Origin of the sequence: Flavobacterium endophyticum (assembly GCF_003634455.1) — a bacterium.
Lineage (GTDB): Bacteria > Bacteroidota > Bacteroidia > Flavobacteriales > Flavobacteriaceae > Flavobacterium > Flavobacterium endophyticum.
On record NZ_RBLC01000008.1, the window covers coordinates 38,410 to 61,044 of the forward strand.

Consider the following 22,635-nt stretch of genomic DNA (forward strand, 5'->3'; position numbering starts at 1 on the left):
AATTTTAATACTAAGAACTTTAGAATGAACAAAAGTCTTTTTATCATACCCTTTTACAACGAAGAAAAAAGAATATCATCTGATGAATATCTCCAAATCATTGAAGAATCAGAAGAGATAGATTTTTTATTGGTAAATGATGGTAGTGTAGATGCTACTTTAGGTATTTTAAAAGGGCTTTCTGATAAATTATCAAATTGTGAAACGTATGATTTGTCTCAAAATTCAGGGAAAGCCGAGGCCATAAGAAAAGGTATGCTTCATGCACAAAATCAATACGACTATATCGGCTATCTGGATGCTGATTTTTCAACGCCTGTATCAGAAATGATAAAACTATTGGACTATGCAAAAAGAAATCCCCACCTAAATATTGTCTTGGGAAGCCGCGTAAAGCTTTTAGGTAATCAAGTTATAAGATCGCAGGTAAGGCACTATTTCGGACGAATTTTTGCCACTGTAATAAGTAAATTCATTTTGCGTGTTCCAGTTTATGATACCCAGTGTGGTGCAAAAATCATAAAAGCTGACGTCGCAAAAACACTTTTTGAAAAACCATTTTTAACGCGATGGATTTTTGATGTCGAAATGCTATTACGCTATAAAACAACATACCCCAACTTTCTAACAACTGCTAGCGAATATCCATTGGATATTTGGATCGAAAAAGGCAAAACATCTATAAAACTAAAAGAGTTCTTGATTTTTCCATTTCAAATTTTAAAGATATATTTTCACTATTCTAAAAAAAACAGTTAATATTTTTTAATGAACTGATTTTCTTGCGATGACAGGAAATTCTTCATTTTTTTCTATTGTGTTGTAGATTATGAAATGTTTTGTTTCGTCTATCTTTTTGAAGTTTTTATAGATGTATACGGCAATTACGCTAAAATCTTCTTTTTTGTCAAACATAAATTCCTCACCACCATCAAGAAAGCTTTTTTCTAAAAAAATAAAATTTTCTTTTTTTGCTGCAATCCTCAGAAAACGACTAGGATCTCTATTCACCTCGTTGTTTGTAAGCCAATCTGCGGGTAAAACACTTTGAGTGTTAAATACGTAATGTGCCATTGGAAAACTTGGAGCAACAATATAACGATTGCCGTATTTTTCAACCAGAGACTTAAGATCGAGTAACTTGTTTCTGTTGTCTTTATTGGTTTTGAGGTATTTTAGCTTTGGAGAAATAGTATCTAAAGGATAGTTTAATTCAGAAATTTGTTTTTCTCTATAAGGCCTAAAGTTGGAAGAATAGGCTAACAGTAAAATAATACTTCCACCCAAAATAAATAATTTCGGATTATAGACTTTGTCTAAGTCTTCTGAAAATAAGATTGATAATGATAGGATTATACCCGTTGAAAAGAAAATAGGATAATTGTAACCCATGCTTATTGAACAGCTCCAAGCAATCAAAAGAGTCAGGAGAATTGGAATATAATACTTGAAGTTATTTCGGTCCTTAATTATTTTACTGATTACAGCAAAAGTAGCAGAAAGCATTGCAATTCTTGAAGCGATCAGAAATTCTCTAAAAACGCATAAAGCAATAGAAACGACAAGCAGAACAATAGAGAGATTTTTTAAATATTCTGGAAAAGTGATTGCTTTCTTTTTTGGAAAATACAATAATAAATACGCCAGCAGAATGATTAAGGGCAGTAAAAAAGATACTTTAGGATACGTCCACACATAATCTAAAAAACCTGAATAAAGAAGGTCTTTAAAATGCGTCTGTCCAGTTGTTTGCTCTAGAAAATTATTAATAGATGATGTGTAGTTTATCCACAAAAAGAATAGTGAAATGAAGACCAATAAAAAAGCTAAGAATTGTACGCCTTTTTTTATTCCTTGCATACAGGCAATCACTAAAAAGAAACCAAAAGGAATTAAATAAAAGGATTGTTTTGTAAGTGCTGATAAGAAACAAAAAAAAGCGATTGCCAAAAGTTGAACTATACTCGATTTTCCATTCCTGCTTAAAGAGAGAATATATAAAGCAATTACAGCAAAGAGCAGGCCATCTGTTGTAGGCCACGGATACGCCGTGAAATTCAATAATGAAATGACAAATCCTACCGTCATTAAGGCCCACTTATTAAATTTAAAAGGAAGCGGATAAAAATTAGTAAAACTTTTAACGGCTAAAAACACTTGCAAAGCAAACAGCAAATAGTTGACAATTTTGATATAATAAAATTGACCCGCTATAGGAAGTATTTTAATAAAAATGGCCTGAAAATATAAAGTTGACGGTGGAGCTTTATAGACAAAATCTTTATAGACATCTTGTCCGTTTGCAATTCTCCATGAAAAACTGGGAATATATCCAGTATCCCAAGTTTCAAATCCATAACGTGCCGTGAATAAACAATAAATGGCTACAACGATAAAAAATAAAGAACAGTAGATGGTATTTGTTGAAATTGTTTTCATGAATTATTTTTTTCGACTATAGATTTATTGCCAGTTTTCTAAATACCTCTCAGCAATTTTAATAAAATGATGCTCCTTTTCAACGAACGCTCGTGCATTCCTACCCATTTTAGCTAATTCTTCTGGATTTTCGATTAAGAACGATAGTTGATCTACTATAGAATCTACATCTGGCAAAGCATTTACAGCCACTTTATCGGTTAATTGATAATAGTCGTAAAATTCAGATTCAGCTCCCGTAAAAACGACTTTTCCTTGCGCCATGGCTTCCAAAGCATTATATCCTTGGTCAAAAGAGTAGATCTGATCAAGAAGTATATGTGCCGATTGCAAATACTTTTGATATTCGTCATAAGCCAAGCTATTCACTATTATGATTTCGACTTTGTCTTTGTACTTTACTTCTATTTTTGATAACGCCTCTAAAAAAATAGCACTTCCTTTTTTGACAGAGCTATATTTATTAATACCATGGAAAATGATAATCCTTGAATCAATTTTTATCGGCGAGAACTTAAGCTTATCTGTATTTATCGGATTTGGAATCAATGAAAAATCAATGTCAGTATGCTCCATCGGGATCTTATAATCCAAATCAGAAACCAATATTCCATCGCAGTTAGATTTCAAGAAATTAAAAAGCTTTTTCTGTTGCTTTCCTACATAACTCAAAGTATAATTGTAATATTTTTTATTTGAAGCATCATCAAAATAAGGCGTAAGTACCGAATATTTTAAATTGTTTTTTAATAAGACTTCTACAATTGGAGTTTCGTCCCCGCAAATCAAAAGGAATTTTTTGTTGTTTTGTGCAAATAGTTTTCGGTAAAGTTTTTCCGCTAGTCTAGGCGAAGTTTCAATTGCATTTGAATTAATCAATTGAACGACATCGTAATTTTTCAGTTGAGGTAAAAGCTTTCGGAATCTAGAGGCTCTTTCCAATGCTTCCAAATCCAGCATAAAAACTTTCTTGAAAACCTTGTTGCAGAATCGAAATAAGCCATTAGAAGGAATTACTCTCGAAGCAATTGAGAAATCAACAGGATATTTTTTAAAATCATCTCCGGTACCTACAATATGCACTTCATGTCCTAAAGCAGTAAGTCCTTCCTTTAACGAATTGTGTAATCGGCTGAATTCTCCAACGAGTAGAATCCTCATAATTGTTTATATTTGCTTCAAAAATAATTAAAAAAGTAGCAACAGATGCATCAAACGAAAATATGTTTGATTGGAAATAATCTTTCAAATGGCGGTGCCGACAAGATTCATGCTATTTTATCAAATTTTTTTTTCAGCAAAAACATCGATGTCCATAATGTGATCATCACAGATGAGATAACCTACGATTTCTCTGGAAAATTGCTGAACCTCGGCAAGCTGAAAGACAACGGCAATGGACTTTTAAACAATCTCAAAAGATTTTTGGTGCTTAAAAAGTATATCAAGCAACATAATTTTGATTACATTATCGACGTACGCGCTAGAAACAACCAGCTTAAGGAATTTTTAATTGCGAAGATGATTTATAAAGTTCCTTATGTAGTGATGATTCATAGCTATAATACGGATTGGTATTTTCCGAAAAATAATCTTATAGCAAAGACTATTTTTTCTAACGCCTACGGAATTGTCTGCGTATCCAAAGAAATTGAAGCGAAGGTTAAGGGAAAATACGGCTATAAAAACCTAAGAACGATTTATAATCCGCTTGAAATTGATAAAATTACCGTTCTTTCAAAAGAAAATATCGATCTGGATTTTGAATACGTTTTGGCCGCCGGAAGAATGGTTTTTGACAACAACAAGCAGTTCGATAAGATGATTAAGGCCTATGCCGCTTCAAGGCTTCCGATGAAAAATATAAAATTGGTTCTGCTAGGCAATGGCCCTCAAAAAAAATACTTGCAGGAATTAGCCAAATCCGAAGAGGTTGAAGATAAGGTAGTGTTTTTGGATTTTCAAAAGAATCCGTTTAAATTTATAAAACGTGCTAAATTTACGCTGCTGACGAGCAAACATGAAGGGTTGCCTAATATTATCACTGAATCTTTAGCTTGTGGCGTACCAGTTGTTTCTTTTGATTGCAAGTCGGGACCTAATGAATTAATAGAAAATGGCAAGAATGGACTTTTGGTCAAAGATCAAGATTTTGAGGAATTTGTGCATGCGATGGATGAAATGGATCAAAACGAAACCCTGCTGGCAACTTGCAAAGAAAATGCATTGGAAAGCATACAGCGTTTTTCTGTAGAAAAAATTGGTGCTGAATGGTTAGAATATTTAAAAATTAACAAATAGGTAAATGAATATCGAAATTATTGAAATCCCAAAAATTGAAGATTATAGAGGAAATATTGCCGTTATCGAAAACGACGTCGTTCCTTTTGATATCAAGCGTGTTTATTACCTATTTGATGTCCCGAGCAATTCTCATCGCGGCGGACATGCGCATAAAAACTTGATACAGCTGCTGATTCCGTTATCAGGAAGCTTCGACGTTGTACTAAACGATGGCAGAGAAAATCAGATAATTACGCTCAACAAACCAGACAAAGGACTTCTTATAAAACCAACAATCTGGAGAGAATTAGAAAACTTTTCATCAGGAGCCGTATGTCTTGTTATTGCTTCAGAAGTTTATGAAGAAGATGATTATATTAGAGAGTTGGATCAATTTTTAGCGTATGTAAATCAATCGTAGATTGAAATCAAGATATTTTTCTGCTCCAGATATTTTTTGAAAGCATATAACTTTCGAATCAAAAATGTCGGCATCGCCAATATAATTTTCGTTTTGAAAGGAATATTTGAACGATCGACAGACTGCATATAAAAATTAAAAGTCTTTACATCTCCGGCTAGTTTATGACGTATTGCAAAGAAAATCCGATGTAGGTCTAAATATTTTTTTAATGACGGATTATTTTTTTCTTCCTCTTTAAATTCGTCAAGCTTCGCAAAAGAACGCTTCAAAGTACTTGCCAATGAAACCCTATTTTCAGCATCTAGCATGTGCCTTGCCGAAATTTCATTGTCAAAAGCAACATCAAATCGTAAAGCAATTCGTAACCATAAATCGGTGTCTTCTCCAGCTCCTAAAGTAATTGTCGTTTTAAAATTCCCAGCCGTATCAATAACTGTTTTGGGCACAGCAACCGCAGATGTCCATGCAATCCTGTCGATATAGCTTGACTGAAAAAAATCGTTTACAATGCCTTTCCATGGATGATGAGGAATAGCTATATAGGTTGGTTTGATAATCTTATTCGGATTGTAAAACCGTTCATAATTTGTGCAGTAAAGACCACATTGTGGAAACATTTCATAAAGTTCTGACAGTTGTTTCAAATGATTTGGAAACCAATAGTCATCTGCATCCAGAAAAGCGATAAGAGTTCCCGAAGCTTTTGCAATTCCATAATTTCGTGCAGCTGAAACACCTTGATTTTCTGTTGAAAACAGCCTAATTCTGGAATCGTTAATTGCGAGTGCTTTGGATTCGCTTTGATCGGTAGAGCCATCATTTATGATTATAATCTCAAAGTCAGTAAAAGTCTGGTCCAGAGCACTTTTTAAAGTGTTTTGGATGCTTTTTTCTTTGTTGTATAAGGGAACTATGACAGAGAATAAAGGCATGCTACTTTGTTTTTAAATCACAAAAATATCCTAATCGGAACAGGTCAAAAGCGAATAATGATGGATTTTTTCCTAAAAGATTATTTAAAAAAGCGGACTTGAAAGTTTTATAAAAGAATAAATATAAGCCTTTGATGCCATATTTGTTCAATGTTTTGTAGTATTCAGATAACTTGACGTATTCTGGAACAATCAATTTGTTGTTGATCAAATAGTCGAGTCCGATTAAAGCTTCTTCGGATTTTCTTAAAAAGACCTTGCTGCTTTCCAGTCCCAGATGATAAACTGGGTTTTCAATGTGGACGACCTTGATGCCAGCTTTTTTTAAATCATAAGAAAACAACGTGTCCTCATGCCTCAAATTTGGAATTTCCTCATTAAAAGAAACAGTTTTGAAAACTGACTTTTTGATCATGAAATTTAAGGTCAGAAACGCTAGATATGGATTCTTCTGACGTTGTTCAATAGGAAGAGCTTCTCTCGAATTGCCGTAGACCCATCTTAAAATTTGGTCTTTGCCGGGTTTGTCCTTTTGATAGCGGATGCCACCGTACACTACTTTTTCTTCGGAATTGATTTGGGAAACATAATTGGAAACAAAATCTTCCTCTATCGGAATTACGTCAGCATCAAGAAACAACAAGTTTTCAAAGCGTGCTTTTTTTGCCAAAAGATTACGTATGGCGCTTCGACCGATATTTTTTTCTAAGATAGTATACGAGCAATGATCTAGTGTGTTAATTTTTTGATTTTCAATATGATATTTTTTTGAAGCATCGTCCAAGCATATAATTTCGTATTCAATAGTTAGCTTTTTTGCTTGTTCGTGTAAGGAAGAAACAAGCGGGAAAATATCAAAATTATATGTCGGGATTAAGATTGAAATCATTAAACCGTTCTCTGAACTACTTCAAATACAGAACCGCTATCGCATTTTAAGGTCTTGGCAGGATATTTCATCAATAACGCATAATCATGTGTTGCCATGATGATAGTCTTTCCGTTCATGTTGATTTTTCGCAATACCTCCATGACTTCAACGCTAGTTTGCGGGTCAAGATTTCCCGTAGGCTCATCGGCCAAGATAATTTCCGGATCGTTTAGCAAAGCTCTTGCAATCGCAATTCGCTGCTGCTCGCCTCCTGATAATTGGTGCGGCATCTTGTTGGCGAAATTTTTCATTCCGACTTTTTCTAAAACTTCTTCAATTTTGTCTTGCATTTCTTGCTTGTCTGTCCAGCCAGTGGCTTTTAAGACAAATACCATATTCTCGTTTACATTTCGGTCGGGAAGCAATTTAAAATCTTGGAAAACAATTCCGATTTTGCGTCTCAAATACGGAATGTTTTTTTCCTTCAATGCCGCCAGGTCATAATCAACAATGCTGCCTTGGCCTTCAGTTAACGGAAGATCCGCATACAAAGTTTTCATGAAACTACTTTTTCCGGAACCGGTTTTTCCAATAATATATAAGAATTCGCCGTGTTTTACTTCAATATTTACATTCGATAAAATGAGATTTTTCTCTTGATAGATATTTACGTTTCTCAAAAAAAGTACTGGTTGCGACATAATAATTTCGTTTATGTGGTAAAAGTAATAAGTTAACGTGCTTTATCAAAATTAAATTGTAAATCACTTTCTAAAGTTTCAGAATTATCTTCTAGTTTTTTGATGAATTTCCAATATTATTTTTCCAATAAATTCAATTCCATCTGAATATTGCATCGTTTGTAGGGCGTTGGAAGTCCGGCTACTTTTTGAAAACCCAATTTATAATAGAGATTAATGGCAGGTTTCAATATCGTATTGCTTTCCAAATATAATTTTGAAGCGCCTAATTCCTTTGCAGTTTTGACGATAGCCTCGCCGAGCAAAAAGCCGATATTTTTCCCTTGTGCTTTTGGAGAAACAGCCATTTTCGCCATTTCAAAATCGGTATCGTTCATTTTGATCAAGGCGCACACGCCAACAGGCTCATTGTCATAGAGTGCGATAAGTATTTTTCCTCCTTTGTCTAAGATGTATTCTTTTGGATTGTCCAATGCTTTGTAATCGGCTTCTTCCATTTCAAAATACGTAGAAATCCATTCCATATTCAGCGACTTGAAGGCGGAGTGGTATCGACTTTCATAGTCTACGATTTGTACATTTTTACTTTCACGAAGTTTCTTTTGCTCTTGGACTCTTTTGAACAATGTTTTTTGTTCTAATAAAAATTCCCATTCTTCAATAGCTTCCCATAAATTGTGAGTCGCTTCGTTCATGATACTCTCAATAGCGTTGCCTACATCTTGGTATTGTATGCTGAATTTTTCAGACAGAATTTTGCCTTTTTCGGTCAGAGCAACCATATTCCGACGCTTATCGCTCGTCTTCAGGTTTTCTTGAACCAAGCCAGCAATAGTCATTTCCTTGATGATTTTTGTAATTGATGGCTGTGAATGGCCTACATCGTTAGCAATTTCCGTAATTGTTTTTTCGCCTTCTTCTGAAAGTATAAAAAAGATAGGGAACCATTTTGGAGAAAATTCCACATTGTACAATTCGTATATTTTTGAGGCATCTTCGGTCACTTTTGCAGTAAGCAAGCGCAACCGACTTCCTAATGCCATCTTTCCTGTTTTTTCGAATAAATTCATTTTATAATTAAGTATATAATTAGTTATGTAAAATTATAAAAAATTTAAATTCCCGTGATATGTATTTTATGAAATTTAAAAGAAATTTATGATTGGCATAAAATTTACAGGTCTAAAGCGCTCTTTTTCATGCGTAAACCTTGTATCTGAGAAATGTTAAAAATTTTGTTTACAATAAACCCAAAGAGGCTTCCGTTATAAACTTAAGAATTTGATATATTTGAATCTTAAACAAAACCATTAAAAATGCACAGACTCTCAAGGTTATTTCTGTTGTTTTCATTCATAGGAACCACTTCGGTTTTTGCACAGCAGACGGCAATTTACACTAACGATCTAACAGAATACAATAAGGCAGTTTCGCTTTACAATGACAAGCAATACCAAGCTGCGCAAATTATTTTCGAAAAAGTAAAAGCTGAAAATAATACTAAAAATTCTGATGTTGAAGCCGATTGTGCCTACTACATTGCCAATTGTGCTATTCGTTTGAATCAGGCCAATGCAGATCAGATGATGGAAAGTTTTGTAGAAGACTATCCAACAAGCACAAAGCAGAACCAGGCGTATATCGAGGTAGCGCATTATTATTTTGAGCAAGGAAAATATCCACAATCGCTTAAATGGTTTGATAAAGTGGATGAAGGTTCGTTAAGCGACAGCGATAGAGAAAAATATGACTTCCAAAAAGGCTATAGCTTTTTTACTGCTGGAAAGAAAAAAGAAGCCACTAACTACTTCAATCAAGTGCTGAATTCTAAGGAATACGGTTCCCAAGCAAAATACTATTTAGGATTTATGGCTTATGAATCGGATGATTATACCAAAGCAACAAAATTATTTGATGAGGTTTCTGGTGAGGAAAAATATCAAGAGAAAATGTCGTATTTCCAAGCAGACATGAATTTTAAGCTCGGCAAATTTGACAAAGCAATCGAGTTAGGGAAAGCTGCCATGGCGAAATCAAATGCCATGGAAAAATCAGAACTAAACAAGATTATCGGGGAAAGTTATTTCAACCTAAAACAATACGACAAGGCGATTCCATACTTGAACGAATACAAAGGCAAAAAAGGGAAGTGGAACAATACCGATTTTTACCAGTTAGGATATGCTTATTACAAGCAAAATGACTACGAAAATGCGATTTCCCAATTCAACAAAATTATCGACGGACAAGATTTCGTAGCACAGAACGCCTATTACCATTTGGGAGAAAGCTATTTGAAAACCGATAAGAAACAACAGGCTTTGAATGCGTTTAAAAATGCTTCGGAAATGGTTTTTGATACAAAAATTCAAGAAGATGCCTATTTGAATTATGCCAAATTAAGTTATGAAATTGGGAACTCGTACCAAAGTATTCCAGCAGTATTGAATGGATTTATTGAAAAATATCCAAATAATCCGAGTAGGCCAGAAATCGAGACACTTTTGATCAATTCGTATATCACTTCAAAAAACTACAAGGAAGCTTTAGTGTTGTTAGAAAAAAATAAAGGGTCGAACAGGGAAGCCTATCAAAAAGTGACTTTCTATCGAGGTTTGGAATTGTATACAGACGGCAATTATCAAGAAGCCTTGGCGATGTTCAAAAAATCATTGGGAGAAAGGAGCAACGCTAAATTTACAGCACGAGCCACTTTCTGGAAAGCCGAAACAGAATACGTTTTAGATAGTTTTAATGAAGCCGTCTTGACATACAAACAGTTTCTAGGTGATGCCGAAGCTAAAAATACGCCAGAATACAAAAACATCAATTACAACTTGGGATATGCGTATTTCAAGCTGAAAGACTACGACCAAGCGGCGACTAATTTCCAAAGCTATATTTCAGGGCCTAAAGATGATAAAGTACGTTTGAATGACGCTTATCTACGTTTAGGAGACAGCTATTATGTTTCGGCAAAATACTGGCCAGCGATGGATGCATACAACAAGGCAATCGAAATCAAAGGTATCGACGCGGATTATGCGGCCTACCAAAAAGCAATCAGCTACGGATTTGTTTCCAGAAACGATAAAAAGATTGAAGACCTGAACAATTTCGTCAAAAACTTCCCGAAATCGCAATTGCGCGATGATGCGCTTTATGAGCTTGGAAACACCTATGTGACTGAAAAGAAAACTGAAAGTGCCGTTCAGACGTATGACAAATTGATAGCAGAATACAAAGGAAGTTCTTATGCATCAAAAGCAATCTTGCGTCAAGGTTTGGTTTATTATAATGCTGAAAAAGACGAATTGGCTTTAGCGAAATTGAAAAAGGTCGCGGCAGAATTCCCGAATACTCCAGAGGCTTTAGAAGCCGTGTCTACCGCCAGATTGATTTATTTGGATAACGGAAAAGTAGACGAATATGCTACTTGGGTAAGAACACTAGATTTTGTTGAGGTTTCTGATGCCGAACTAGATAATGATACTTATGAAGCGGCAGAAAAACAATACCTGCAGAATAATGTCAAGCCTGCAATTACAGCTTTGAGCGGTTATGTGGCGAAATTTCCAAACGGAATCAATTCCCTAAAAGCAAATTTCTACCTGGCACAGTCCTATTTTGCTGATGGTTTAGAGAATAATGCAATTCCGAATTACGAGTTTGTGATTGCAAAACCACGAAACGAATTTACAGAACAATCGTTAGCACGCTTATCGCAAATCCTTCTTAAAAAAGCCGATTATGCAAAAGCAATTCCAGTATTGAAAAGATTGGAAACAGAAGCAGATTATCCGCAAAACATCACTTTTGCGCAATCGAATTTGATGAAATCATATTATGAGCAAAAAGATTATGAAAATTCGGTTGTCTATGCCGAAAAAGTCTTGGCGAACGCAAAAACAGATGATAAAGTAAAAAGTGATGCTCAAGTAATTGTGGCGCGTTCTGCTATAAAAATCAACGATGAGGTGAAAGCAAAGGCAGCGTATGCAAAATTGCTTACGATTGCTAAAGGAGAGTTAGCAGCCGAAGCCTTGTTTTATGATGCCTATTTCAAAAACAAAGACGGAAAATTTGAAGCTTCAAACACGGCTGTTCAAAAATTAGCAAAAGATTATTCAGGATATAAATATTTTGGAGCCAAAGGTTTGGTCGTGATGGCGAAAAATTTCTACGGACTAAAAGACAGTTTCCAAGCAAATTATATATTGGAAAGCGTTGTCAAGAATTTCAAAGACTATCCAGATGTTATCGAAGAAGCCCAAAAAGAATTGGATATTATTAAAGGAGAAGAAGCAAAACGCAACTCATCCATTCAAAATTAATCACATCTTATTCTAAATTCAATACAAGTAATATGACACATAAAATTCAATATAAAATTGCTTTACTGTTTCTTTTTGCAGGCTTACAGGCTGGTTTTGCGCAAAAGAAGGATGAGAATATCGGGACAGAAGTCGTGAATGTGGTGAAGCCTTATACACCTACCATTTCTGATGCCTTCAAGGTAAAAGAAACACCGACGTTAGAAGACGAAGACAATACCAAAAAAGAAGAAATCAAATACAATATTTTTTCCTTTCCTGTGGCCTCGACATTTACTCCGGCAAAAGGAAGGGCAGCTGCCGTAGATAAGACAAAACAAGAAAAATTATATAAAAATTATGCGACTTTAGGCGTCGGGAATTACGGCACGCTGAATGCCGAATTGTTTGTTACCGAAAACCTAAACAGAAATGAATACGTAGGAGGAATGCTCCGTCATCTTTCGTCTCAAGGCGGCATAGATGATATTTTGTTAGATGACAAATTTTATAATACGTCGCTGGATTTAACTTACGGAAACCAGCAAAAAGATTTCTCTTGGAATGTCGATGCAGGCTATCAGCACCAAGTTTACAATTGGTATGGACTGAGAAACGATTTTGCCAATGACCTTGCCGATCCGCAAGACAGGCAAGATTTAATCAATAGTATCGATCCGCAGCAAACATATCAAAATATTTATGTGGGAGGAAGATTCAGTGCGAAAGAAAGTATTTTTAAAGAAGCGAGTCTGAAATTCAATCATTTTTCTGATGCTTTCGGTTCGTCTGAAAATCGATTTTATGTGAAGCCGACTGTCGGTTTTGAAGTTTCCGGAAGAAAAATCAATGCCAATTTCATCATTGATTACTTAGGCGGTTCTTTTGAAAAAGACTATTTCGGCTTGACCGATATCAGTTATGGATATACTAACATTGGTGTGCAACCAAGTTTTGTTTACCAACAAGATGACTTGACGGTTAATCTTGGTGCCGGACTTTTCTACAGCATGGATAGCGAAAATAGCGACAATAAGTTTTTTGTCTATCCGCAGATTACGGCTACCTACAGAATCGTAGGCGATGTCATGATTGCGTATGCAGGAGCAGAAGGAAGCTTAAAACAAAATTCGTATCGTGATTTAGTACAAGAGAATTTCTTCGTATCGCCGACTCTAGGTATTGCTCCGACGGATCAAAAGTACGATGTGTATGTAGGATTGAAAGGTAAAATTGCAAATAACGTCGGTTTTAATATCCGAGGTTCATACAAGAATGAAGACCAGAAAGCAATGTTCTTGAACAATCCGTATAACAATGAAAACGCAAATCAAGAAGGCTATGCTTTCGGAAATTCGTTCAATGTTGTGTATGATAACGTAAAAACGATTAGCTTTTTTGGAGAACTGAAAGCCGATTTTTCTAAAAATGTTTCTTTCGGCGTGAGCGGAACCTTCAATAGCTATACAACAGACGACCAGGCAGAAGCATGGAATCTTCCAGAACTTCAAATTGCAGCCAATCTGGATTTTAATATTACTGAAAAATGGTATGCAGGAACCAGTCTCTTTTTTGTTGGAGAGCGAAAAGACGTCTTTAGCTATACTTCGCTGTTGAGAAATGAATTGGAGACTATTACTTTAGACAGTTATTTTGATTTAAATGCCCATGTAGGATATAAATACAATGACAGGCTTACGGCTTTCCTAAAAGGAAATAACCTGACAAGCCAAGACTACCAAAAATGGCTGAATTATCCTGTACAAGGAATTCAAGTCATGTTGGGAGCTAGCTACAAGTTTGATTTTTGATAGTAATAATTAAATTTCTAAAGCCTGCATTAAATTTGTAGGCTTTTTTATTTCAAAAAATCAGCGAGAAACAGCGTCTATATTTTATCCGCGTTTAAAAATAAGTATCTAATGACCCTCAAAGAAAAAACACTCCAATACTACAAACAATTGGTTCAAGATAAAATCGATGTTTTCCATGACATGATTTCGAATCTAACCGAAGATGCTAAAAACGATGCAAAAGGTTCTGCTGGAGACAAACACGAGACGGCTTTGTCTATGATGCATCTAGAACAGGAAAAATTAAACCACAAGCTGAAAGAATTTCTAGAACAGAAAAACATTTTAGATAAAATTGATGCGTCTAAAACAACCAAGATAATAACCGTCGGAAGCATCATAAAAGCGAATGGTATCCTTCTGTTTATGAGTGCTGCGCTTCCCAAAATAAAAATAGAAGAGAAAAACATTATTGCGCTTTCGCCTCAGTCGCCATTAGGAAGCAAGCTGCTTGGTCAGCAAGCCGGATATGATTTCGAAATCAATGGCACTAAATACCTGATTGAAAGTGTAGAATAACATTTTAGAAAAATATAAATTCTTAAAGTCATCTTATGCGATGGCTTTTTTTATAGAATAAAACCAAACAGACTATTTTTAGTACCAATATGTTTATTAAATAATTAAAAATTCCTGTTTTAGTTTTAATATGTAACTAAAAAATAAATTATACTTTATTAAATAAAACAAATACTTCAAATTTGCTTTATCAAAACAATCAAATTAAAGAATGAAGTTATGTGTGGAATTTTAGCAATTATAGGAAAAGGAAAAGATGAAGAATTGGTAAAACAGCTTTCAAAAAGGATGTCGCATCGCGGTCCGGACGAAAGTGATCTGCATATAACTGAAAACGGACATATCCTGAGCCATGAACGTTTGTCGATTATCGACCTGCATTCAGGAAGACAGCCGATAAAAGGCACAAAATCGGCCTACATGGTCCATAACGGAGAAATTTACAACCATCAAGAATTGAGAGATACGGTCTTGAAACACCATACGTTTCGCACAAAATCCGATTCAGAGGTAATTGTGCACTTGTACGAAGAATTTGGGTATGATTTTTTGAACATGCTGGACGGTGATTTTGCCTTTGTGGTAATCAATGGCGATGATTTTATTGCTGGTAGAGATGCGGTAGGAGTAAAGCCATTATATTATGGATTAGATGAAAGAGGACGTATTTATTTTTCGTCAGAAATGAAGCCGATAGCAGATCAATGCAAGACGTTTGCGACTTTTCCTCCAGGACATTATTATACGCAGAAAACAGGTTTTGTGAAATATTACAGACCAGAATATGAAGACCATGAAAAAGCGACTGAAGCTTTAGATTTATCTAAAATACGCGAATCTTTGACAGAGGCGACTCGCAAAAGACTAATGAGCGATGTGCCGATTGGAGTATTGCTTTCAGGAGGATTGGATTCGTCGCTTACATCATCGATTGCGGCCAGACTGCTCAAGGAAAATGGAAAAACGCTTCATTCATTCTCGATTGGTTTAGATGCAGAAGCGCCAGATGCAAAAGCGGCGCGAAAAGTCGCCGAATTTTTAGGAACGGAACACCATGAAATCCATTTTACGATTGAACAAGGTATTGAAATTCTAGATAAATTAATCTGGCATTTGGAAACCTATGACGTGACTTCGGTTCGTGCCAGTACGCCGATGTATTTCCTTTCAAAAGCGATTACGGATATGGGGGTGAAAGTTGTGTTATCTGGCGAAGGAGCCGATGAGATTTTTGGAGGCTACTTGTATTTCAGAAATGCGCCATCTACAGAAGATTTTCAGAAAGAAACTATCGAAAGGGTACAAAAGCTATTTACAGCCGATTTGCTTCGCGCAGACAAATCCACAATGGCTCACGGACTAGAAGCACGAGTTCCGTTTTTAGACAAAGCGTTTTTGGATTTAGCCATCAGAATTCAGCCAGAAGAAAAACAGCCAAAAACTTACGATGGAATAGAAAAGTACATTCTGCGTAAAGCATTCGATACGCCAGAAAATCCCTATCTCCCAGAAGAAGTTTTATGGAGACAGAAAGAACAGTTTTCTGATGGTGTAGGCTATAGTTGGATTGATACTTTGATTGAATATTGCTCGTCACAGATTACAGATTACCAATTAGAAAAAGCCGGAGAACGATTTACGTATAACACTCCAAAAACCAAAGAAGCTTATTTCTATAGAGATATATTCCACAAACATTTTCCACAATTGAGCGCTGCCCAGACCGTAAGAAAATGGATACCGAAATGGCAGGAAAACCAAGATCCAAGTGGCCGTGCAAATGCAGCACACGTCCAAGCAGATACTGCAATTGCAAAGCCTAATGCTATTGCCTAGATATTAAATATTAGTTTAGTTTGTTTGTTGAAAAGCGTTCACTTTTAGTGGCGCTTTTTACGTTTAAGATACTTTCTGAAAATAAGTCGCGGTAAGTCAAAAAACTTATGCCGAAACCTTAAAAATGTTGATAACTTAAGTGCTAAAATCTCCATTTATAGCTGATTATCACTCCTGTTTTTATATATTTGTTCGTTAAACAAAAAAATACCTTTTTTAGACAAATTATATATGAGCGAAGAAATCAAGAAGAGCAATTATTCAGCCGATAGTATTCAAGCATTAGAAGGGATGGAGCACGTTAGAATGCGTCCATCGATGTATATTGGAGATGTAGGTGTAAGAGGTTTGCACCATTTAGTTTATGAAGTTGTAGACAACTCGATCGATGAAGCGATGGGCGGCCATTGCGATACCATATCCGTTACTATTAATGAAGATAATTCCGTTACCGTTGAAGATAATGGTCGTGGAATTCCAGTAGATATTCACAAAAAAGAAGGCGTTTCTGCACTTGAAGTTGTAATGACTAAGATTGGTGCTGGGGGTAAATTCGATAAAGATTCCTATAAAGTTTCCGGAGGTTTGCACGGGGTTGGGGTTTCGGTAGTAAATGCATTGTCAAATCACATGCGTTCTACGGTTCACCGCGATGGAAAAATCTATGAACAAGAATACGAAAAAGGAAAAGCTCTTTATCCGGTAAAACAAATTGGAGAAACTACAAAAAGAGGTACTATCCAGACTTTTTATCCAGATGATACGATTTTCACACAGACAACAGAGTTTTCATACGATACGCTGTCTGCCCGTATGCGTGAGCTTTCTTTCTTGAATAAAGGTATCACGATTACGTTTACCGACAGAAGAGAAAAAGATGACAAAGGAGAGTTCGTAAGCGAAGTTTTCCATTCTGACGAAGGTCTGAAAGAATACATCCGTTTCTTAGACGGCAACCGTGAGCCAATTATTTCGCATGTTATCAGCATGGAGAGAGAAAAAGGTGAAATTCCAGTTGAGGTTGCTTTGATTTACAATACCAGCTACTCAGAAAATATTTTTTCTTACGTAAATAATATCAATACACACGAAGGAGGAACGCACTTGCAAGGTTTCCGTAGCGGTCTGACAAGAACGCTTAAGAAATATGCAGATGCTTCTGGACTTTTGGAAAAATTGAAATTCGAAATCACGGGAGACGATTTCCGTGAAGGTTTGACAGCAATCATTTCTGTAAAAGTTTCAGAACCGCAATTCGAAGGACAGACAAAAACAAAACTTGGAAATAGAGAAGTTGTTTCTCCTGTAAGCCAAGCTGTAGCTGAAATGCTTGAAAATTATTTGGAAGAAAATCCAAATGATGCCCGAGTAATCGTGCAAAAAGTAATCTTGGCAGCACAGGCACGTCACGCAGCGAAAAAAGCTCGTGAAATGGTGCAAAGAAAAACCGTTATGGGCGGTGGCGGATTGCCAGGTAAATTGTCAGACTGTTCTGAGCAAGATCCAGCAAAATGCGAAGTTTTCCTTGTAGAGGGAGATTCTGCAGGCGGAACGGCAAAACAAGGACGCGATAGAAATTTCCAAGCAATTTTGCCTTTGCGTGGTAAGATTTTGAACGTAGAAAAAGCAATGCACCACAAAGTTTTCGAGAACGAGGAGATTCGAAATATCTTCACGGCTCTTGGAGTAACTATTGGAACTGCTGAGGATTCAAAAGCCTTGAATCTAGAAAAACTAAGATACCATAAAGTAGTCATCATGTGTGATGCCGATGTCGATGGTTCTCACATTTCTACCTTAATATTGACCTTCTTCTTCAGGTTCATGAAAGAGTTGATTGAAAACGGCCACGTTTACATCGCAACTCCGCCTTTGTATTTGGTGAAGAAAGGAAACAAAAAAGAATACGCATGGACAGACGCGCAGCGTGATGAAATCACAGAAAAAATGGGCGGCGGTTCAAACATCCAGCGATATAAAGGTCTTGGAGAGATGAATGCGGAACAATTGTGGGAAACTACTTTGAATCCAAATTTCAGAACATTACGCCAAGTAACAATCGATAGCCTTGCAGAAGCAGACCGTGTTTTCTCTATGCTGATGGGAGATGAGGTTCCGCCTCGACGTGAGTTTATCGAGAAAAATGCCGTGTATGCCAATATCGATGCATAGCATTCTTTCATTTTGAAACAAACAACAAATAAACAAATACAATTATTATGAAAGTTACAATAGTAGGTGCCGGAAATGTTGGCGCAACTTGTGCAGATGTGATTTCGTACAGAGGAATTGCCAGCGAAGTAGTTTTATTAGATATTAAAGAAGGTTTTGCAGAAGGTAAGGCGATGGATATCATGCAATGCGCTACCAATACTGGATTTAATACAAAAGTTTCCGGAGTAACCAACGATTATTCTAAAACGGCAGACAGCGATGTGGTAGTAATCACTTCTGGAATTCCTAGAAAACCAGGAATGACAAGAGAAGAATTAATCGGAATCAATGCTGGAATCGTGAAATCGGTTGCAGAAAATGTCTTGAAATATTCTCCAAATACAATTGTAGTCGTAGTTTCAAATCCGATGGATACGATGACCTACTTGACGTTAAAAGCAACAGGGCTTCCAAAAAACAGAATCATCGGAATGGGTGGTGCTTTGGATAGCTCTCGTTTCAGATATTATTTGTCAAAAGCCTTAGATAAACCATCTAACGATGTTTCTGCAATGGTAATTGGAGGACACGGCGATACAACGATGATTCCATTGACAAGACTGGCATCCTATAATGGTATTCCAGTTTCAGAATTCCTTTCTCAAGAAGCTTTAGATAAAGTTGCAGCTGACACAATGGTTGGAGGTGCTACTTTGACTGGACTTTTAGGAACTTCGGCTTGGTATGCCCCAGGTGCTTCTGTAGCCTATTTGGTTGACAGTATCTTGAACGACCAAAAGAAAATGATTGCTTGTTCAGTATTTTTAGAAGGAGAATATGGACAAAATGATATTTGTTTAGGAGTTCCTTGTATTATCGGTAAAAACGGTATCGAAGAAATTCTTGCTATCAACCTTGACGAAAAAGAAAAAGCATTGCTTGCGAAAAGCGCCGATGCGGTTAGAAATATGAATGCCGATTTAAAGTCGGTTTTGGCATAATTCCTACCTTATAAATTAAGAGACTGCTTCTTGCAGTCTTTTTTTTATGATATAATTAGCAAATTAATTGGTTAATCTTTTGGTTAATTATATATTTGCTCGTTTTAAAAAAAAGCGAATAACTCAAGTAGTAGTATTATTTTTGATAACTGCTTGATTTAGCTTGTTTTATTTGTTTAGACACACCAACAATAAGAAATTTAATTAATTTTTAGTAATAATGCAGAATAGAGGACTCGTTAAATTTTTTGCAATTTTATTTGCATTGGTAAGTATTTACCAACTATCATTCACATTTGTCGCCAATCGCGTTAAGAGTGATGCAAAAGCTTTTGCTAACGGAGATGAGAAAAAAGAAGTAAAGTATCTTGATTCAATCGGGAAAGAAGAAGTCTATAATCTTGGCTTCACAAAATTTACTTACAAAGAAGTTTCTGATAAGCAGATTAACAAAGGGCTTGACCTTGAAGGTGGTATCAATGTGATTTTGCAAATTTCTGTAAAAGACGTTTTGAAAACACTGGCTAACAACACAAAAAATCCAGTTTTCAACAAAGCTTTAGAAAATGCCGATAAGAACCAAGAAGGTAATCAAGATTACATCGATGCATTCTTTATCGCATTTGACCAAGAGTCTAAAGGAGCAGTGAAATTAGCTGATCCTGAAGTTTTTGCACACCGTAATTTAGAAGAAGTTACTTTTAATATGACTGATGCTCAGGTAAAAACGATCATCAAGAGAAAAGTAAAAGAATCTGTAGAAAGTGCTTTTAGAGTATTAACAGAGCGTATCGATAAATTTGGAGTAGTACAGCCAAACATCCAAATGCTTGGTGAATCAGGTAGAATCTTGGTAGAACTTCCAGGAGCAAAAGATGTTGACCGTATCAAAAAATTATTGCAAAGTACAGCTCAGTTAGAGTTCTGGGAAACTTACAAAGTAGAAGAGATGAGCAATTTCTTGATGGCTTCAAACGAAGTCCTAAAGAAAACAGAAAAAGCTATCGATACAAAAGAAACGCCAAAGACGGCTAACGATACTATCGGTAACCTATTGACTGATGCTTCAAAAGATTCAACTGCTGTAAAAGGTGGTAATCCTTGGATTGACAAAATGGTTGCTTTCGGAAACGGTCCTATCTTGGGTTATTTCTCTCCAAAAGATACCGCTAAGATCAATGGATATTTGAAAATGCCAGAAGTGAAATCACTTCTTGTAGGAGAGCAGCGTTATGCAAAATTTGTATGGAGCAAGCCGCAATCTATCAATGTTCTTAAACAGCAAATCGTTGATCCAACTAAAGCGGCTAACTCTAAAAAGATAGAAGCATTAGAATTATATGCACTAAAAGGAAACAGACAAAACACACCTGCAATGAGCGGTGGTGTTGTGACTGATGCTAGTGACAAATTTGACCAGATGGGTAAACCGTCTGTAGAAATGGTGATGAACAGCAAAGGTGCCAAAGACTGGGAAGCTTTGACTGGAAAAGCCTATACTGAAAAAGGATTCATTGCAATCGTTTTGGATGATGTAGTATATTCTGCACCAGGTGTAACAAGCGGTGCTATTACAGGTGGTATTTCTCAAATCACAGGAAACTTTGATATCTCTGAAACAAAAGATTTAGCGAACATTCTTAGAGCTGGTAAATTGCCTGCTTCTGCAGATATCGTTCAGTTCGATGCAGTAGGTCCGTCTTTAGGTCAAGAAGCTATCGACAATGGTATTACTTCAGCTTTAGTTGGATTGCTATTGGTTTCTCTTTGGATGATTATCTATTATGGGAAATCAGGATGGTATGCTAACATTGCTTTGGCAGTTAACTTACTTTTCTTATTTGGTATCCTAGCTAGTATTGGTGCTATCCTGACATTGCCAGGTATCGCAGGTATCGTATTGACAATGGGTACAGCGGTCGACGCCAACATCATTATATACGAAAGAGCAAAAGAAGAATTGCGAATGGGCAAGACACTAGAAGAAGCCGTAAAAGTTTCTTTCAGCTGGAGAGGTGCGATGTCGTCTATTACAGATGCAAACGTAACTCACGTACTGACTGGAGCGGTATTGTTCATCTTCGGAACAGGACCGATCAAAGGTTTCGCAACTACTTTGTTAATTGGTATTTTTACTTCTCTATTTACATCAATCTTCATTACAAGAATCTTGTTAGAGTGGAGTATTGCTAGAAAAAATAACCTGACATTCGTAACATCAATGTCTAAAAACTGGTTTACGAACTTCAACTACGACTTCTTGGGTAAAAAGAAATTTACGTATATCTTCTCAAGCTGTGTAGTTATCGTGAGTGTGGCTTCGTTATTCATTAACGGATTGGACGAAGGTGTGGATTTCAAAGGAGGTCGTACATTCCAAGTTAGATTTGAAAAACCAGTTGAAGCTTCTGAAGTGGCTGATGAGCTTACTAAAGTATTCGACGGTGTAGTTCAAGCGAAAGTATTAGGTGATAAAGAACAATTGAAAATTGTTACCAAATACAAAATTGATGTTGCAAGCTCTGAAGCCGATGTTGAAGTAAACAAAATGTTATTTGACAACCTTAAGAAATATTACGGACCAAATTTAACGTATGAAAAATTCGTTAATGCTTATGACGGAAAGACTGTAGGTATTATGTCTTCTTCAAAAGTTGGACCAGCAGTAGCAAAAGATATTAAAACCAACTCTTTCTGGGCTGTTTTAGGAGCAATGGGAATCGTTTTCCTTTACTTGATGATAAGCTTTAGAAAATGGCAATATAGTTTAGGTGCGATTGCAGCCGTTGCGCATGACGTTATCTTCGTTTTAGGAATTTACTCATTATGTTATAAATTCATGCCATTCCACATGGAAATGGACCAACACTTCATTGCGGCGATCCTGACTGTAATTGGATACTCAATGAATGATACCGTAATCGTATTCGATAGAATTCGTGAATATCTAGCTGGTAAAACAAAAGGAAGTTTCAACGAAATCGTAAACAGATCTGTTAATACTACAATGTCGAGAACATTAAATACTTCGTTGACAATGATTATGGTATTATTAATCATGTTTATCTTCGGTGGTGAATCTATCCGCGGATTTATATTCGCGATGCTTGTAGGTATCATCGTAGGAACGTACTCATCATTGTTTATTGCAACACCAGTTCTTTGTGATACCATCTCTGATGCAGAACACAAAAGAATTGAAGACATGCATAACAATGCAGATAATAACAAAATATAAATAAAAGATATTTTCATATAAAAAGGCTCGATTTATCGAGCCTTTTTTTGTAGTTATAATTTAATGAGGCA

At 36.0% G+C, this 22,635-nt stretch carries 16 protein-coding genes; 10 read left to right on the forward strand and 6 right to left on the reverse strand.

Annotated features, from left to right (window positions below; all coding sequences use genetic code 11):
* Positions 1-24: 24 nt before the first annotated feature.
* Positions 25-759: a glycosyltransferase gene (locus CLV94_RS16760; protein ID WP_121377669.1), complete on the forward strand. Its 735-nt coding sequence runs from the start codon at positions 25-27 to the stop codon at positions 757-759.
* 6 nt (positions 760-765) lie between these two features.
* Here CLV94_RS16760 and CLV94_RS16765 read toward each other — a convergent pair whose 3' ends face one another.
* Positions 766-2,439 carry a hypothetical protein gene (locus CLV94_RS16765; protein ID WP_121377670.1) on the reverse strand — a complete coding sequence of 558 codons (1,674 nt, stop codon included), beginning with the start codon at positions 2,437-2,439 and terminating at the stop codon, positions 766-768.
* A 24-nt stretch (positions 2,440-2,463) separates the two neighbouring features.
* Positions 2,464-3,600 (reverse strand): glycosyltransferase family protein, encoded by a 1,137-nt coding sequence (locus CLV94_RS16770; protein WP_121377671.1) that lies wholly within the window; start codon positions 3,598-3,600, stop codon positions 2,464-2,466.
* A 45-nt stretch (positions 3,601-3,645) separates the two neighbouring features.
* Here CLV94_RS16770 and CLV94_RS16775 point away from each other — a divergent pair, with 45 nt between their 5' ends.
* Together CLV94_RS16775 and CLV94_RS16780 are read left to right on the forward strand one after the other, a co-directional pair.
* Positions 3,646-4,740: a glycosyltransferase gene (locus CLV94_RS16775; RefSeq protein WP_121377672.1), complete on the forward strand. Its 1,095-nt coding sequence runs from the start codon at positions 3,646-3,648 to the stop codon at positions 4,738-4,740.
* Positions 4,741-4,744: 4 nt separating this feature from the next.
* On the forward strand, positions 4,745-5,143 hold the full coding sequence (locus CLV94_RS16780) for a sugar 3,4-ketoisomerase (RefSeq protein WP_121377673.1): 399 nt from the start codon (positions 4,745-4,747) through the stop codon (positions 5,141-5,143).
* Here CLV94_RS16780 and CLV94_RS16785 read toward each other — a convergent pair.
* The 4 genes from CLV94_RS16785 to CLV94_RS16800 all read right to left on the reverse strand — a co-directional run bounded on the left by CLV94_RS16785 (position 5,134) and on the right by CLV94_RS16800 (position 8,720).
* A complete protein-coding gene (locus tag CLV94_RS16785; protein ID WP_121377674.1) occupies positions 5,134-6,078 on the reverse strand; it encodes a glycosyltransferase family 2 protein in 945 nt (314 codons plus the stop codon). The genes CLV94_RS16780 and CLV94_RS16785 overlap by 10 nt on opposite strands.
* A gap of 1 nt (position 6,079) precedes the next feature.
* Positions 6,080-6,967: a glycosyltransferase family 2 protein gene (locus CLV94_RS16790; RefSeq protein ID WP_121377675.1), complete on the reverse strand. Its 888-nt coding sequence runs from the start codon at positions 6,965-6,967 to the stop codon at positions 6,080-6,082.
* Positions 6,967-7,650 (reverse strand): cell division ATP-binding protein FtsE, encoded by a 684-nt coding sequence (locus tag CLV94_RS16795; protein WP_121377676.1) that lies wholly within the window; start codon positions 7,648-7,650, stop codon positions 6,967-6,969. Before CLV94_RS16795 ends, CLV94_RS16790 begins: the two co-directional genes overlap by 1 nt.
* A 116-nt stretch (positions 7,651-7,766) precedes the next feature.
* Positions 7,767-8,720, reverse strand: a complete 954-nt coding sequence (locus CLV94_RS16800; RefSeq protein ID WP_121377677.1) for a bifunctional helix-turn-helix transcriptional regulator/GNAT family N-acetyltransferase — start codon at positions 8,718-8,720, stop codon at positions 7,767-7,769.
* Between the two features lie 246 nt (positions 8,721-8,966).
* Here CLV94_RS16800 and CLV94_RS16805 point away from each other — a divergent pair, with 246 nt between their 5' ends.
* The 7 genes from CLV94_RS16805 (at position 8,967) to secDF (ending at position 22,564) form a co-directional block, all read left to right on the forward strand.
* On the forward strand, positions 8,967-11,984 hold the full coding sequence (locus CLV94_RS16805; RefSeq protein ID WP_121377678.1) for a tetratricopeptide repeat protein: 3,018 nt from the start codon (positions 8,967-8,969) through the stop codon (positions 11,982-11,984).
* 32 nt (positions 11,985-12,016) lie between these two features.
* Positions 12,017-13,774, forward strand: a complete 1,758-nt coding sequence (locus CLV94_RS16810) for a TonB-dependent receptor (protein WP_121377679.1) — start codon at positions 12,017-12,019, stop codon at positions 13,772-13,774.
* Positions 13,775-13,885: 111 nt separating this feature from the next.
* Complete coding sequence (locus tag CLV94_RS16815) at positions 13,886-14,335, forward strand: hypothetical protein (RefSeq protein WP_121377680.1); 450 nt, start codon at positions 13,886-13,888, stop codon at positions 14,333-14,335.
* Between the two features lie 219 nt (positions 14,336-14,554).
* Positions 14,555-16,171, forward strand: a complete 1,617-nt coding sequence (gene asnB, locus CLV94_RS16820) for an asparagine synthase B (RefSeq protein WP_121377681.1) — start codon at positions 14,555-14,557, stop codon at positions 16,169-16,171.
* Between the two features lie 231 nt (positions 16,172-16,402).
* Positions 16,403-18,343 (forward strand): DNA topoisomerase (ATP-hydrolyzing) subunit B, encoded by a 1,941-nt coding sequence (gene gyrB / locus CLV94_RS16825; RefSeq protein WP_121377682.1) that lies wholly within the window; start codon positions 16,403-16,405, stop codon positions 18,341-18,343.
* A gap of 47 nt (positions 18,344-18,390) precedes the next feature.
* On the forward strand, positions 18,391-19,326 hold the full coding sequence (gene mdh / locus CLV94_RS16830; protein WP_121377683.1) for a malate dehydrogenase: 936 nt from the start codon (positions 18,391-18,393) through the stop codon (positions 19,324-19,326).
* Positions 19,327-19,546: 220 nt separating this feature from the next.
* Positions 19,547-22,564 (forward strand): protein translocase subunit SecDF, encoded by a 3,018-nt coding sequence (gene secDF, locus CLV94_RS16835; RefSeq protein WP_121377684.1) that lies wholly within the window; start codon positions 19,547-19,549, stop codon positions 22,562-22,564.
* Positions 22,565-22,635: the final 71 nt, after the last annotated feature.

Coding starts and splice junctions, on each gene's coding strand:
- CLV94_RS16795 (WP_121377676.1), bottom strand. CDS start 7,650: ATGTCGCAACCAGTACTTTTTTTGAGAAACGTAAATATCTATCAAGAG.
- gyrB (WP_121377682.1), top strand. CDS start 16,403: ATGAGCGAAGAAATCAAGAAGAGCAATTATTCAGCCGATAGTATTCAA.
- CLV94_RS16780 (WP_121377673.1), top strand. CDS start 4,745: ATGAATATCGAAATTATTGAAATCCCAAAAATTGAAGATTATAGAGGA.
- CLV94_RS16785 (WP_121377674.1), bottom strand. CDS start 6,078: ATGCCTTTATTCTCTGTCATAGTTCCCTTATACAACAAAGAAAAAAGC.
- CLV94_RS16800 (WP_121377677.1), bottom strand. CDS start 8,720: ATGAATTTATTCGAAAAAACAGGAAAGATGGCATTAGGAAGTCGGTTG.
- asnB (WP_121377681.1), top strand. CDS start 14,555: ATGTGTGGAATTTTAGCAATTATAGGAAAAGGAAAAGATGAAGAATTG.
- CLV94_RS16775 (WP_121377672.1), top strand. CDS start 3,646: ATGCATCAAACGAAAATATGTTTGATTGGAAATAATCTTTCAAATGGC.
- CLV94_RS16770 (WP_121377671.1), bottom strand. CDS start 3,600: ATGAGGATTCTACTCGTTGGAGAATTCAGCCGATTACACAATTCGTTA.
- CLV94_RS16790 (WP_121377675.1), bottom strand. CDS start 6,967: ATGATTTCAATCTTAATCCCGACATATAATTTTGATATTTTCCCGCTT.
- CLV94_RS16805 (WP_121377678.1), top strand. CDS start 8,967: ATGCACAGACTCTCAAGGTTATTTCTGTTGTTTTCATTCATAGGAACC.
- CLV94_RS16765 (WP_121377670.1), bottom strand. CDS start 2,439: ATGAAAACAATTTCAACAAATACCATCTACTGTTCTTTATTTTTTATC.
- CLV94_RS16760 (WP_121377669.1), top strand. CDS start 25: ATGAACAAAAGTCTTTTTATCATACCCTTTTACAACGAAGAAAAAAGA.
- CLV94_RS16810 (WP_121377679.1), top strand. CDS start 12,017: ATGACACATAAAATTCAATATAAAATTGCTTTACTGTTTCTTTTTGCA.
- mdh (WP_121377683.1), top strand. CDS start 18,391: ATGAAAGTTACAATAGTAGGTGCCGGAAATGTTGGCGCAACTTGTGCA.
- secDF (WP_121377684.1), top strand. CDS start 19,547: ATGCAGAATAGAGGACTCGTTAAATTTTTTGCAATTTTATTTGCATTG.
- CLV94_RS16815 (WP_121377680.1), top strand. CDS start 13,886: ATGACCCTCAAAGAAAAAACACTCCAATACTACAAACAATTGGTTCAA.